The sequence below is a fragment of the Sorangium sp. KYC3313 genome (genome assembly GCF_052075895.1).
GTDB classification, from domain to species: domain Bacteria; phylum Myxococcota_A; class Polyangia; order Polyangiales; family Polyangiaceae; genus Sorangium; species Sorangium cellulosum_B.
In genome coordinates, this window is the sequence record NZ_CP197255.1 from 3,596,371 (window position 1) to 3,608,883 (window position 12,513).

Sequence of the window (12,513 nt, forward strand, 5' to 3'; positions counted from 1 at the left end):
CGTCAGGCGAGCGCGCGGCCGACGGTGGCCTCGATCGTCTCGCGCAGGTAGCGCGCGGCGAGCGCGACCGTGCGCGCCGCGCTCTCCGGCGTCGGCTGGAGCGCCGGCGCGACCTCCATGACGTCGCCGCCGATCAGGCCGACCTCGTGCCCGAGCCGGCGGATGAGCGCCACGACGAACTCGGGCGACAGGCCGTCCGGCTCCGGCGTCCCCGTGGCGTCGGCGTACGCGGCGTCCGTGCCGTCGATGTCGTTCGAGAAATACACGCCCTCGACGCCGGTGCTCTTCACGTGGGCCACGATGGCGTCGAGCGCCGCCGCCGGATCGGCGCGGCACTCGGCCGCCCAGAACTGCCGCACGCCGTAGCGGCTCTCCCAGTGCTCGCGCGGCTTCTGCGACGCGCGGACCCCCACCTGCGTCAGCCGGCCGCCCCGCCCGACCAGCTCGTTCGCGTGGTACGACCACGTGGCGAAGCAGTACGCGATCCCGAGCCGCTCCTCGAGGAGATCGGTGTGCGCGTCCGGCTGGACGATGCCCCACGGCCGCTTCCGCGCGCGGGCGAGCGCGCGCGCCACCGGCAAGGCCGTGGAGTGATCGCCGCCGAGCACGATGGGCGCGACGCCCGGGTTGATCGAGAAGACGAGATCGAGCGCGCGCTCCGCGATGGAGAGCGGCGAGACCGGCAGCCGCGACGCCGCGGGCTCGGGCACGCCAGCGTAGAGCGCGCGGCGCGACGCGGCCTTCTGCGCCTCCGAGAGCATGTCGTCGTGCAGGAGCTGCGGCACGACGAACACGTCGCCGATGTCGACGAGCCCGACCTCGCGCGCCCGCTCGGGGAAGTCCGGCAAGGCGTCGAGGAGCGCGGTCCGGATGGCCTGCGGGCCCATGTTGGAGCCGCGGAGGAACCCCGCGCCGACGTCGGAGGGCACGCCGAGCAAGACGGCGCGCGCGCCGGCGATGCGGTCGAGCGACGCGCGGAACCGCGCGAGGACCTCCTCCTCGGTCGCGGCGCCGTAGAGCCGCCGCTGGACCTCGATCTGCTGCGCGCGGCCGGTCGAGACGAGGTAGAGGCCTCCGGCCGCCGGGCGCAGCAGGAGCGCGAGCTCTTCTTGCGGGGTCATGCCCGACGAGGGTACGCGCCCCTCAGGGGGCCGCCAGCGAAAGGGCGGGCGCGGGCAGAGGGAAGCGCTCGGCCGTGAGGTGAGGGACCGGCGCGCTCATCGCCGCGGTCCAGCTGGCGCCGCACGCGACGACCCGGAGCGCGCGCAGCACCCCGGCGTGCGCGACCAGGAGGTGCGGGCGCGCGCGGGACGCGACGTCCGCGTCGTCCGCGTCGGCCGCGTCGGCCGCGTCGGCCGCGTCGGCCGCGACGTCCACGCCGGGCGGGGCGCCGATCTCGCGCCAGAACGACCGCACCCTGGACTCGACTTCGAGCGCCGACTCGCCCCCGGGCGGCCCGACGCGCTCCCAGCCGTCGAGCCACGCGGCGTACGCGGCCGGGTCGTCGCGCGCGATGTCCGAGAAGGCGCGCCCCTCCCACGCGCCGTAGGAGATCTCGAGCAGGCGATCGTCGATCGCGCGCGGCACCCCGAGGCGCGCCGCGAGCTCGGCGGCCGGGAGCGCGCAGCGGGAGAGCGGCGACGACCAGACCACGCCGGGGCGGACGCAGAGCTCGTGGAGCGCGCGCTCGATCGCGGCCGCTGCAGCCTCCGGGGGGAGCTCCGCGGCGACGTCGAGGCGGCCGTAGCAGACGCCGGAGCGCGCGACGGGGGCGTGGCGGAAGGCGACGAGGCCGTGGGCGAGGGGATCCACGCGCGCGCCCGCGGCTCAGCCGCCCCGCACGAGCGCGAGGGCGAGCAGCGCGGCGCACTCGGCGATCTGCTGCGCAGCGCCCAGGAAGTCGCCCGTGAGCCCGCCGGCGCGGGCGTGGAAGCGGAGGCCGCAGATCGCCGCGGCGGCGGCGGCCGCGACGAGCATGCCCGCCGCCTCGGCCGCCGTGAGGGCCCCGGCGGCGTGCGCCGCGGCGAGCGCGAGCGCCGGCCAGAGCGAGCCGAGCAGCGCCTGCGGGAGCGCCGCCTGCGCCACCGGGCGGCTGCGCGAGCCGCTCTGGGTCACGTAGGGCAGCGCGACCATCAGCCAGATCGGCGGGGTGCGCGAGAGGCACTGCGTCAGCACGAGGGCGACGGGCGCCGCGGCGTCGAGCCGCGCGAGCAGGGCGACGCGCAGCACGAGGACCACGATCAGCGCCGCCGCGCCGAACGCGCCGATGCGGCTGTCCTTGAGGATCTCGAAGATCCGCGCGCGATCGAACGCGCCGCCGAGCGCGTCGGCCGTGTCCGCGAGGCCGTCCTCGTGGAACGCCCCGGTCAGCAGCAGCCCGAGGGCCACGGTGACGCTCGCCGCGACGAGCGCGCCGCTCCGATCGACGAGCAGCCACACCGCGGCCTGGACGGCGCCGAGCGCGGCGCCCACGAACGGGAACCAGGCAGAGGCCCAGCGCCAGTCCGCCTCGGCGTAGGGGAAGCCGCCGACCGGGACGCGCGTGAGGAAGGTCGCCGCCGCGCGGGCGCCGCGCAGCACCGGCGGCGTCGTCATGGAGTCCCGGGCCGCGCGCGATCCGGCACGCTCGCGCTCGCGAACGTCGCCATGCCGGCGTGGAGGGCGCAGGCCGCGTCGAGGAGGGGCAGCGCGGCCAGCGCCGCGCTCGCCTCGCCGAGCCGCATCCCGAGGTCCAGCAAGGGGCGCGCGTCGAGCGCCGCGAGGACGTGGGCGTGGCCGCGCTCGGCCGAGCGGTGGGCGAAGAGCATGCCCGACCGCGCCTCGGCGCACATCCGGACGAGCGCGAGCGCCGCCGTCGAGACGATGAAGCCGTCGACGAGCACCGCCATGCGCCGCTCGATCGCCCGCGCCATGGCGCCCACCAGCGCGGCGATCTCCTTCCCGCCGACCGCCTGCACGACGCGGTGCGGATCGGTGCGCTGGACGCCCGAGGCCTCCTGCGCGCGTCGCGTCGCGTCGCGCACGACCTCGATCTTGCGCGACAGCGCGTCGCCGGAGACGCCGGTCCCCGCCCCGACGACGTCCTCCGGCGCGACCCCGAGCAGCAGCGCCGTCATGGCCGCCGCCGCGGTCGTGTTGCCGATGCCCATGTCGCCGAGCAGGACGACGCGCGTGTCGCCCCCGAGCGCGTCGATCTCCGCGGCGCCCGCGCGGAGCGCGCGCTCGTAGACGGCCTCCGAGAGCGCGTCCTCGATCCGCAGGTCGCCGATGGGATCGTCGGCGACCGGATCGCGCCGCAGCAGCGCGCCATCGCCGCCGTCGACGCGCTCGTACGGGTGGGCGACGCCGACGTCCACGACCCGCAGCTCGACACCGAGGTTCCGGCAGAGGACGCTGGCAGCGGCGCCGCCGCGCACGAAGTTCGCCACCATCGCCGCCGTGACCTCTGGCGGGTACGCCGACACGCCGTGCCGGGCGACGGGGTGATCGGCGGCGAAGAGCACCGCCGCCGCGGGCCGGCTCGCGGGCGCCCCGCCCTGGATGCCGGCGAGCGCCACGGCGAGATCCTCGAGCACGCCGAGGCTGCCGCGCGGCTTGGTCAGCGTGTCCTGCCGCGCGCGCGCCGCGCCCACCGCGCTCGCGTCGAGCTCCGGGAAGACCCAGTGAGGCAAGAGAGCCATGTCCGGGTTCTCTACTCCGACGCGCCGGCGAGCGGGCACGGCGCTGCGGACTCCTTACAGGAACAGGAGTCCTTCGGTCCTATCGGTGGAGCTGAGGGGGATCGAACCCCTGACCTCATGACTGCCAGTCATGCGCTCTCCCAGCTGAGCTACAGCCCCGGTCGTTGGGAGCGGCATATCTACAGCCTCTCGCGCCGCTTGTCTCTACTTTTTTTCGACCGGCGCGTTTTTGTGTCCGAGGGCGTCGGTTCGCGGCTGTTCGTGCACGTTTTACGCACGTTTCATGCCCGTTTGCGTGCGTTTGCTCCCGTTTGCGCGTGTTTGCGCGTGTTGCCGGGTGGGGGCTCCCGGCGGCGAGCTCCGCGCGGCCTGGCGGTGATGCGGCCGCCGGGCCGCGGGGGCGCTCAGAAATTCATCAGCTTCGCCAGGTAGTACTTCATCGTCTCGGTCGTCCCGCCGCCGATGCGGAGGAGCCGCTGATCGCGCCAGGCGCGCGCGATCGGGAAGTCCTCGATGTAGCCCCAGCCTCCGTGGAACTGCAGGCAGGTGTCCACGACGTCGTTCGCCACGTCGCCGGCCAGGATCTTCGCCATCGAGATGAGCTTCACCGTGTCGAAGCTGATCGGCACCTTCCGCACGTACCGCTCGTCGTTGTAGTGGTCGACGCACTTGTAGGCGAACGCGCGCGCCGCCTCGCAGCGCGTGTACAGGTCGACGAATTTGTGCTGCCACGACTCGCGCTTGATGAGCGGCTTGCCGAACGCCACCCGCTCGCGCCCGTACTCGACCGTGCCGTCGAGCGTCATGAACGAGCTCGCGATCGCGCTCACCGCAGCGACCAGCCGCTCGGTCTGGAAGTTCTGCATCAGGTACGCGAAGCCCTGATCGGGCTCGCCGAGCAGGTAGCGCCCCGGCACCCGCACGTCCTCCAGGAAGAGCTCCGCGGTGTCCGAGGACTTGTTGCCGATCTTCTTCAGCTTCTTCGCGACGTTGAAGCCGCGGAGCGCCGTCGGCACGAGGAAGAACGAGCAGCCGTGGGCGCCCTTGTCCGGCGACGTCTTGGCGAGCAGCGTCACGAAATCGGCGCGCGTCCCGTTCGTGATGAACGTCTTCTGCCCGTTCAGCACGTAATCATCGCCCTCCTTGCGCGCGATCGTCCGGATCCCGGCCACGTCGCTGCCGGCCGCCGGCTCGGAGACGCCCAGCGCGGCGATCTTGTCGCCCGCGAGCGCCGGCTTGAGGAACTCCTCGATCTGCTCCTTCGTGCCGATGTCGCTGATCACCGGGGTCGCCATGTCGCTCTGCACGAGCAGCCCCATCGAGACCCCCGCCATCGTGCAGCGCACGAGCTCCTCGGCCTTGGCCGCCGAGAACCAGTAGTCGAGCCCGGCGCCGCCGTGCTCCTCCGGGAAGTGCGCGCCCAGGATCCCGAGCTCGCCGGCGCGCTTGAACACCCAGCTGGGAAAGCACTCCGACGACTCCCACTCCTCCACATGAGGAGCGAGCTCCTTCTCTGCGAAGGCCCGCACCGTCTTCCTGAACTGCTGATGTTCTTCCGTGAACGGCTGCCACATCACGAACCCCTCCTCGCCGGCACGACCGAGATGATTCGTACACGAAACATTTTCCAGCGCAAGCGCTGCGCCTCCGCGCTTCGGCCGCGCCTGATCCGCCGAACGGGCCGCGAGGAGCCCCATGGAAAACGAGGGCCGATGGCGCGGCGCGCGACCGTGCGGGCCGCGGCGCGAGCGGTGCGAGCGGTAGACGCCCCGCCGAAGAGCGAAAAATGAATCGGCACGCGCATCCATCCACGCAGTCTGCCGGCTCTGCTAGCCTCCGGGCCACATGCGACTCCTCGTCCTGTCCCGCAATGCGTCCCTCTATTCGACGAGCCGGATCGTGCTCGCGGGGCGCGCGCGTGGTCACGACGTCAGCGTCATCGATCCGCTCGATTTCCAGATCGTCGTGTCGCGCGGCCGCCCGTCGTTGCTCGTCGGTGGTTCGGCGGTGCCGCGCTTCGACATCGTGATCCCGCGCATCGGCGCCAGCATCACGAACTACGGCCTCGCCGTGGTCCGTCAGTTCGATCTCATGGGCGTCCCCGTCCTGAACGGCGCCGTCTCGATCGCGAGGAGCCGCGACAAGCTGCGCGCGCTCCAGCTGCTCACGCGCCGCAAGCTCAACGTGCCGATCACCGTGTGCGCCCGGAGCCCGGCCGGCGTCGAGGCGGCGCTCTCGCTCGTCGGCGGCTGCCCCGCGATCGTGAAGCTCCAGCAGGGGACCCAGGGCATCGGCACCATGCTCGCCGAGACGCCCCACGCCGTGCACGCGCTGCTCGAGACGTTCTGGGCCATGGGCCAGGACATCGTGCTCCAGGAGTACGTGCGCGAGTCGAAGGGGCGCGACATCCGGGTCATCGTCGTCGGCGGCCGCGTGGTCGCCTCGATGCGCCGCGTCGCCAAGCCGGGGGAGTTCCGCTCGAACCTCCACCGCGGCGGCAAGGGCGATCGGGTGAAGCTGCCGCGCGCCTACCGGAGCGTCGCGATCCGCGCCGCGAAGGCGATGGGCCTCGAGGTCGCCGGCGTCGACATGCTCGAGGCGCGCTCCGGGCCCAAGATCCTCGAGATCAACAGCTCGCCCGGCCTGGAGGGGATCGAGCGCGCGAGCGGCGTCGACGTCGCGGGCGCGATCATCAGCTACGCCGAGCGGTACGCGGCGGAGCAGCGCGGCCTCAGCCGCCGCACGCTCGAGGCGCGGATCGCCGAGGTGATCCACGACGAGCGCATGCCGGCGCCGCGGCGGCTGAGCCGCGCGGCGGCGGAGAACGGGGCGGGCGCGAGCCGCCGGAAGGCCGCGGCGCTCACCGGCGGGAGGGGCGCGCGGAGGGTCCTCTCGTGACCCTGCGGGTCGAGGCGGCCGGCGATGCGGTCGTCCTGACCATCGATCGTCCCGAGCGCAGGAACGCCATCGACAGCGGCTTCGCGGGCCGCCTCGGCGAGGCGATCCGCCGCGCCAGCGCCGACCCGCGCGTGCGCGGCGTCGTGCTCACCGCGACGAGCAGCGACGTCTTCGTGGCGGGCGGCGACATCCGCGAGCTTCACGCGCTCGCCGCCGGCGGGGCGCAGGGGGGCGAGGTCCTCCGGCTGTTCGAGGGCCTCGCGGCCTTCGAGGAGAGCGAGGTGCCGATCGTCGCCGCCGTGCAGGGCGACGCGCTGGGCGGCGGCTGCGAGCTCTTGCTGCTTTGCGATTTCGTCGTCGTCGAGGAGCACGCAGGGCTCTCGTTCCGCCACGTCAAGATGGGCCTGTCCCCGGCCTGGGGCGGGCTGACGCGGCTCTGCGAGCGGGTGGGGCCGCTCGCGGCGGCGCGGCTGCTCCTGACGGCGGAGAGGCTCGACGCCGCCGAGGCGCTCCGCGTCGGCCTCGTGAGCGAGGTCGTCCCCACCGGCGCGGCGCGGAGCCGGGCGATCGCGCAGGTCGGCCGCATCGCCGAGAGCCCGCGCGCGTCGGTCGCGGCCATGAAGCGGTCCCTGCACAGGGTGCGCGAGGCGCTGCGCGCCTCCGCCGCCGAGGTCGAGCGACGGGCGTTCGCCGAGCAGTGGAACGGCCCGGAGCACCGGCGTGCGATGGATACGTTCCTGAGCAAGAAGTGACGGTGGCGCGGCGTGGAGGGCGCGGAGCGGCAGGACCTTGAGGGCGCCGAGCCCCCGCTGGAGGGCGCGGAGCTCGCGCCTGCGAGCGTCGAAGCCGCGCAGGCGAGCGTCGAGGCCGCGCCTGTGAGCGCCGAGGCCGCGCCTGTGAGCGTCGAGGCCGCGCCTGTGAGCGCCGAGGCCGCGCAGGCGAGCGCCGAGGCCGCGCAGGCGAGCGCCGAGGCCGCGCAGGCGAGCGCGCTCTTGCCCATGCCCGCGCCGCCGACGATCGAGCACTTCATCGGCCGCCGCCCGCACCTGCGCGCGCTCCAGCGCGCCGCCGAGGCCCTCGTGCTGGAGCGGCCCGTCGCGGTGCTCGTTCACGGCGCTGCGGGCATGGGCAAGAGCGCGCTCATCCACCACTTCTTGATGGGGCTCCGCCGCGACAAGGGGCCGGTCGTCCTGCGGGGGCGCTGCGCGCTTGCGGCGGCCGAGTCCTACAAGGCGTTCGGGGGCGTGATGGAGGCGCTGAGCCGCTTCCTCCGGCGGGTCTCGGACAACGAGGTGGAGCGCCTCCTGCCGCGCGACGTCCGCGCGCTCGCCCGGGTGTTCCCGGTGCTCTCGCGCGTGCCGGCCGTCGCCTCGGCGCCGCGCCCGAGCGAGTCGCCCGACGCGCAGGAGCTGCGGCAGCGCAGCTTCGCCGCGCTCCGCCAGCTGCTCTGGCGAATCGCCGAGCGCAGCCCGCTCGTCGTGGCGATCGAGGACCTGCAGTGGAGCGACATCGACAGCGTGGCGCTCCTGCTCGAGCTCACGCGGCCTCCCGACGCGCCCGCGATGATGTTCCTCGGCAGCTTCCGGGACGAGGACGTCGCCACGAGCGCGCCGCTCCGCGCGCTGCTCGACGGGATGCGCCTCGAGCGCCGGGGCGCGGAGGCCGAGGCCGCCGGCGCGCGGGGGCGGATCGAGTCGGTGCGCGGTGACGGCGAGCTGCGCGAGATCGCGGTCGGCCCGCTCTCGCCGCTCGAGGCCGAGGAGCTCTCGCTCGCGCTCCTCTTCGCGCGCGACGACGTGACCCGCGCGCGGGCGGACGCCATCGCGCGCGCCTCGCGGGGCAACCCGCGGCTGCTCGGCGAGCTCGCCCGCGACGCGCAGGAGCTCTCGGGCGAGGACGGCGCCCGGGGCGACGCCGCGTGGGGCAGGGCGCTCGACGCGCGGCTCCGCCGCCTGCCGGAGCAGGCGCTCCGGCTGCTGGAGGTGATCGCGGTCGCCGGGGAGCCGATCGACGCGGCGGTCGTGGCGCGCGCGGCGAAGCTCCGCGACGACGAGCGCGCCCCGGCGATGACGCTGCTGCTCATGGAGGACCTGATCTCCGCGCGGCGCGCCGGCGAGGGCGAGCTCGTCGAGGCGTCGCACGACAGGGTGCGCGCGGCCGTGGTCGGCCGGCTCGGCCCGGAGCAGCTCGCGGCGCGGCACCGGAGGCTAGGGCGGGCGCTCGAGGCGCTGGGGACGGCGGACGCGGAGGCGCTCTCGCGGCACTGGCTTGGCGCGGGGGACGCGGCGCGGGCGGGGCGGCTCGCCGAGCGCGCGGCCGAGGAGGCGGCGGAGGCGCTCGCGTTCGAGCGCGCGGCGCGGCTCTACGAGCTCGCGCTCGGCCTGCGCTCGCGCGAGGCGGATGTCCCCGAGGCCGAGCGGCGCGCGCTCGGCGTGCGGTGCGCCGACGCCCTGGTCAACGCGGGCAAGAGCGCCGAGGCGGCGCGGATCTACGCGGCGGCGGCCGAGGGGGCGGACGGCGCGCTCTCGCTCGAGCTCCGCCGGCGGGCCGCGGAGCAGTACCTGCGGAGCGGGCACATCGACGAGGGGATCGAGCTCGTCCGCGCCGTCCTCCGGGCCGTCGGCCTGTCGTTCCCGGAGACGCCGCGGCGCGCGCTGGTGGCGCTGCTCCTGCACCGGGCGGAGCTGCGCCTCAGGGGCCTCCGGTTCCGCGAGCGGCCCGAGGCGGAGGTGCGGCCGGAGGACCTCGCGCGCATCGACGCCTGCTGGACGGTGACGGTGGGGCTGTCCGGCGTCGACATGGTCCGCTCCGCCGAGTTCTCGGCGCGCGCCCTGCTGCTCGCGCTGCGGGCCGGCGAGCCGTACCGCGTCGGCCGCGCGCTCGCGTTCGAGGCCTCGTCCGCGTGCATGATGGGGGCGCCGGGCCGGGCGCGCGCGGAGGAGCTCGTCGCCGCGGTGCGGGCGCTCTCGGAGCGGCTCGACAGCCCGCACCTCCTCGGCCTGTCGATGATGGTGTCGGGCATGCTCGAGGCGTTCACGGCCGGGCGGTGGAAGGCGGCGTCCGCGTGGTACGAGGTCGCCGACGAGCTCCTGCGCGACCGCTGCGCCGGCGTGTCCTGGGAGCTCGCGACGACGCAGCTGATGGCGTCGTGGGCGCGGTACTACCGCGGCCAGATCGACGCGCTCGCGCGGACGACGCCGGCGGTGCTCCGCGCCGCCGAGCAGCGGGGGGATCTCTATGCGGCGGCGATCTTCAGCGCGCAGGCGACGTGGGTGGCGCTCGCGTCGGACGACGTGGCGGGCGCGCGCGGCGCGATCGCGGGGGCGCTGTCGAGGTGGACGACGTCGGGGTTCCACCTCGAGCATTTCGTCGGGCTGCTCGGCGAGACCTACGTCGACCGGTACGCGGGCCGCGCCGGCGCGGCGATGAAGCGCCTCACGGACGCCTGGCCGATGCTCGAGGGCTCGATGCTGCTGATGATGCAGAACAGCCGGGTGATGGCCCACGTCGAGCGCGCGTGCACGGCGCTCGCCGTGGCCGAGGCGGCGCCCGAGCCGGAGCCGCTGATCCAGGCGGCGCTCCGGGACGCCGCGGCGCTCGCCCGGGAGAAGACGGCGTGGTCGGACCCGTTCGTGCCGCTGATCCGCGCGGGCGCGGCCGAGCTGCGCGGCGACAGGGAGGCGGCGATCGCGCAGCTGGAGGCGGCGGCGGCCGGGTTCGACGCGGCGGACATGCCGCTCTATGCGGCGGCGGCGCGGCGCCAGGCGGGCGAGCTGCTCGGCGGGGAGAAGGGGCTCCAGCGGCTCCTCGTGGCGGATGCGGTGATGGCGCGGGAGCGGATCAAGAGCCCGGCGCGGTGGGCGGCGATGCTGGCGCCGGGGTTCGGAAGGGGCGAGCGGGTCGGCTGGGGCTGACCGTGGCGGCCAGCGGCGGTCGGGGAGCCGCTAGCCCGAGCCGCCGCCGGGCAGCGGGCCGAACTGCTTCTCGTACGCCGCGAGCCGGGCGGCGAGCCGCTTCGCCTCATCGCTGGCGGCGCGCGCCTGCTCCTCGGCGGCGCGAGCCTGCTCCTCGGCGGCGCGAGCCTGCTCTTCGCCGGTCTGCAGCACGCGCCCATGGGCATCGATCCAGCGCAGCCAGTCGACGGCGAGGCCGCGGTACGTGCCGTGGCGCACCCCGAGGCGCAGGCCGAGGCACGCGCTCACGACGTCGCCGTTCGTCTCGGGCGGCATCGGCAGGTAGGACCGCGTGGCTCGATCGAGCACATAAGCCTCGAGCACGCCCGAGAACGGATCGAACAGGTAGTACTCCGGCACGTGCAGGAGCTTCGCGTAGATCCGCATCTTGTCGCCGCGATCGACGGCCTGGGTGCTCTCGGAGAGCAGCTCGATCACCACGTCGGGCGTCCTCCCGTCCTCCTGCCAGACGACCCAGGACTTGCGCTCGCGCCTGTTGGTGTCGAGCACCACGAACACGTCGGGGCCTCGGAAGTCGTTCTTCTTTGCCTGCAGCTCGCTGAAGTAGATGGCCATGTTGCCGGCGACGTACACGTCGTCGCGGTCGTGCCAGTGCATCTGCAGGACCTCGACGAGCAGGTTCATCTGGGCGCGGTGGCGCTCCGACTCCATCGGTTCTCCGTCATCGTGCGGGAGCTCGTCCTCGCCGGGCGGGGGAATCGGGACGGGGGAGTTCTCGCTCTGGAAGGGCATTCGACGCTCCGACCGGAGCTTACCTCATCCGTGCGTGCGCGCAGCCGGCCGGGCGGTGACCACGTGCTGTGGCGCCCTTCGGAGCGGGTGTGCACGAATCGGGCGTGATCCGGCGCGAAGCGACGCGGCGCCGCGTACCACTTGCCGGTGGCGTCGAAGCTCCCGGGAGAGCTCGATGTCGGTCCGCTGGACGGCGACGATGCTGGCGTCCGTGTTCGGGATGGGGGGCGCGGGGTGGGGCGGGGCGTGCAGAGCTGGGAGCTGGCCTCGGCCGGAGGGGACGCGCTTGTCAGCGCCCCGGCTGCCAGGATCGGCCGACCCGGAAACCTTGTACATCTTCGAGGGGGTCGGGGTCGGTCGACCCGGAAACCTTGTACATCTTCGAGGGGATCGGGGTCGGTCGACCCGGAAACCTTGTACAAATCGAGGGGGCCGGCGGTGAGCCGACCCGAAAACCTTGTACATCCCGAGGGAAAGGGGGGTCGACCGAGGCGGAGGCGTTGTCGCTGGAAGCTCGATCGAGGGCGGTGAAGGGACAACGGCGCCCGCCTGCCCCCTGCCGCTCGTGACCTTGCCCGACCCGGAGGGAAGGCGGTAGGTTGCACGGGGTTCCTGCGGACCGCGGCTGTACGCGCTTCGCGCGGGGTTCCCGGGACGAAGGGCATGCGCTTCCGTGTCGAACATCTGGGCCCGCTACGCGAGGCGGAGGTCGATCTCTCGAAGGACCTCATCGTGCTGACCGGGCCGAACAACTCGGGGAAGACGTACCTCGCGTGGGCCGTGTACGGGCTGCTCCGCTTTACACCGCGCGCCACCATCCAACCGATCGAACGGTTGAGCGAAGCTTTTCTGGCATCCGAGGATCAAAGCATCGCCCTGGACGATGTGGCGCCGTACTTGCGCGATTACCTCGCCGATCTGACGAAGGCATTCACTCCAGCAATACATCTGTGCTTTGCCTCAGAGGGCGACCGGTTCCGCGATGTTGCCTTATCTGTCGAGCTCGAATCGTCCAGTTTGGTGAAAGAATGGGCCTCTGCGATTACATCATCTTTTATCAGCGGCACCGCGAGTATGGCGCCATGCCCGCGCCCCTCTACGTCTTTCTGTGCTAGCTGAAGTCCAAGGACGTCGGTGGCAGCAGGGGGCAGCTTGAGAACAGCATGCTCCTGGCCGAATACATCGTCTCCATGGTGAAGTACCACGGTCGGGTACAGTCGGATCTGCGG

10 protein-coding genes and 1 tRNA gene are annotated in these 12,513 nt (G+C 73.8%); 4 read left to right on the forward strand and 7 right to left on the reverse strand.

From position 1 onward, the window contains the following. Positions 1 to 2: 2 nt before the first annotated feature. From ACSRUE_RS14010 to ACSRUE_RS14035, 6 genes are all read right to left on the reverse strand, one after another. On the reverse strand, positions 3 to 1,121 hold the full coding sequence (locus tag ACSRUE_RS14010) for an arginase family protein (RefSeq protein ID WP_441291418.1): 1,119 nt from the start codon (positions 1,119 to 1,121) through the stop codon (positions 3 to 5). A 22-nt stretch (positions 1,122 to 1,143) separates the two neighbouring features. After that, complete coding sequence (locus tag ACSRUE_RS14015; RefSeq protein WP_441291419.1) at positions 1,144 to 1,812, reverse strand: histidine phosphatase family protein; 669 nt, start codon at positions 1,810 to 1,812, stop codon at positions 1,144 to 1,146. 15 nt (positions 1,813 to 1,827) lie between these two features. Further along, entirely contained in the window at positions 1,828 to 2,595 is a 768-nt protein-coding gene (locus tag ACSRUE_RS14020) for an adenosylcobinamide-GDP ribazoletransferase (RefSeq protein ID WP_441291420.1), read from the reverse strand. Then, the gene (gene cobT, locus ACSRUE_RS14025) at positions 2,592 to 3,680 is read right to left on the reverse strand and encodes a nicotinate-nucleotide--dimethylbenzimidazole phosphoribosyltransferase (RefSeq protein ID WP_441291421.1); all 1,089 of its coding nucleotides are present in this window, start codon (positions 3,678 to 3,680) and stop codon (positions 2,592 to 2,594) included. Before cobT ends, ACSRUE_RS14020 begins: the two co-directional genes overlap by 4 nt. Positions 3,681 to 3,766: 86 nt before the next feature. Continuing rightward, positions 3,767 to 3,839 (reverse strand) — tRNA-Ala (locus ACSRUE_RS14030). A 245-nt stretch (positions 3,840 to 4,084) separates the two neighbouring features. After that, positions 4,085 to 5,254 carry an acyl-CoA dehydrogenase family protein gene (locus ACSRUE_RS14035; RefSeq protein ID WP_441293087.1) on the reverse strand — a complete coding sequence of 390 codons (1,170 nt, stop codon included), beginning with the start codon at positions 5,252 to 5,254 and terminating at the stop codon, positions 4,085 to 4,087. Between the two features lie 271 nt (positions 5,255 to 5,525). Here ACSRUE_RS14035 and ACSRUE_RS14040 point away from each other — a divergent pair, with 271 nt between their 5' ends. From ACSRUE_RS14040 to ACSRUE_RS14050, 3 genes are read left to right on the forward strand one after another with little or no spacing between them, the layout of a single operon-like run. Next, positions 5,526 to 6,578, forward strand: coding sequence for a RimK family alpha-L-glutamate ligase (locus tag ACSRUE_RS14040; protein ID WP_441291422.1), 1,053 nt, complete (start codon positions 5,526 to 5,528; stop codon positions 6,576 to 6,578). Next, positions 6,575 to 7,330 (forward strand): enoyl-CoA hydratase/isomerase family protein, encoded by a 756-nt coding sequence (locus tag ACSRUE_RS14045; RefSeq protein ID WP_441291423.1) that lies wholly within the window; start codon positions 6,575 to 6,577, stop codon positions 7,328 to 7,330. Before ACSRUE_RS14040 ends, ACSRUE_RS14045 begins: the two co-directional genes overlap by 4 nt. A gap of 12 nt (positions 7,331 to 7,342) precedes the next feature. Further along, positions 7,343 to 10,492, forward strand: a complete 3,150-nt coding sequence (locus ACSRUE_RS14050) for an ATP-binding protein (RefSeq protein WP_441291424.1) — start codon at positions 7,343 to 7,345, stop codon at positions 10,490 to 10,492. Positions 10,493 to 10,522: 30 nt separating this feature from the next. Here ACSRUE_RS14050 and ACSRUE_RS14055 read toward each other — a convergent pair whose 3' ends face one another. Then, positions 10,523 to 11,284 carry a Uma2 family endonuclease gene (locus tag ACSRUE_RS14055; protein ID WP_441291425.1) on the reverse strand — a complete coding sequence of 254 codons (762 nt, stop codon included), beginning with the start codon at positions 11,282 to 11,284 and terminating at the stop codon, positions 10,523 to 10,525. A gap of 663 nt (positions 11,285 to 11,947) precedes the next feature. On the opposite strand from ACSRUE_RS14055, the gene ACSRUE_RS14060 reads away from it, so the two are divergent. Further along, positions 11,948 to 12,403, forward strand: coding sequence for a hypothetical protein (locus tag ACSRUE_RS14060; protein ID WP_441291426.1), 456 nt, complete (start codon positions 11,948 to 11,950; stop codon positions 12,401 to 12,403). Positions 12,404 to 12,513 lie beyond the last annotated feature (110 nt).

Excerpts from the sequence above, each read along its gene's own strand:
- ACSRUE_RS14020 (WP_441291420.1), bottom strand. The coding sequence starts at position 2,595 with ATGACGACGCCGCCGGTGCTGCGCGGCGCCCGCGCGGCGGCGACCTTC.
- ACSRUE_RS14040 (WP_441291422.1), top strand. The coding sequence starts at position 5,526 with ATGCGACTCCTCGTCCTGTCCCGCAATGCGTCCCTCTATTCGACGAGC.
- ACSRUE_RS14060 (WP_441291426.1), top strand. The coding sequence starts at position 11,948 with ATGCGCTTCCGTGTCGAACATCTGGGCCCGCTACGCGAGGCGGAGGTC.
- ACSRUE_RS14055 (WP_441291425.1), bottom strand. The coding sequence starts at position 11,284 with ATGCCCTTCCAGAGCGAGAACTCCCCCGTCCCGATTCCCCCGCCCGGC.
- ACSRUE_RS14010 (WP_441291418.1), bottom strand. The coding sequence starts at position 1,121 with ATGACCCCGCAAGAAGAGCTCGCGCTCCTGCTGCGCCCGGCGGCCGGA.
- ACSRUE_RS14035 (WP_441293087.1), bottom strand. The coding sequence starts at position 5,254 with ATGTGGCAGCCGTTCACGGAAGAACATCAGCAGTTCAGGAAGACGGTG.
- cobT (WP_441291421.1), bottom strand. The coding sequence starts at position 3,680 with ATGGCTCTCTTGCCTCACTGGGTCTTCCCGGAGCTCGACGCGAGCGCG.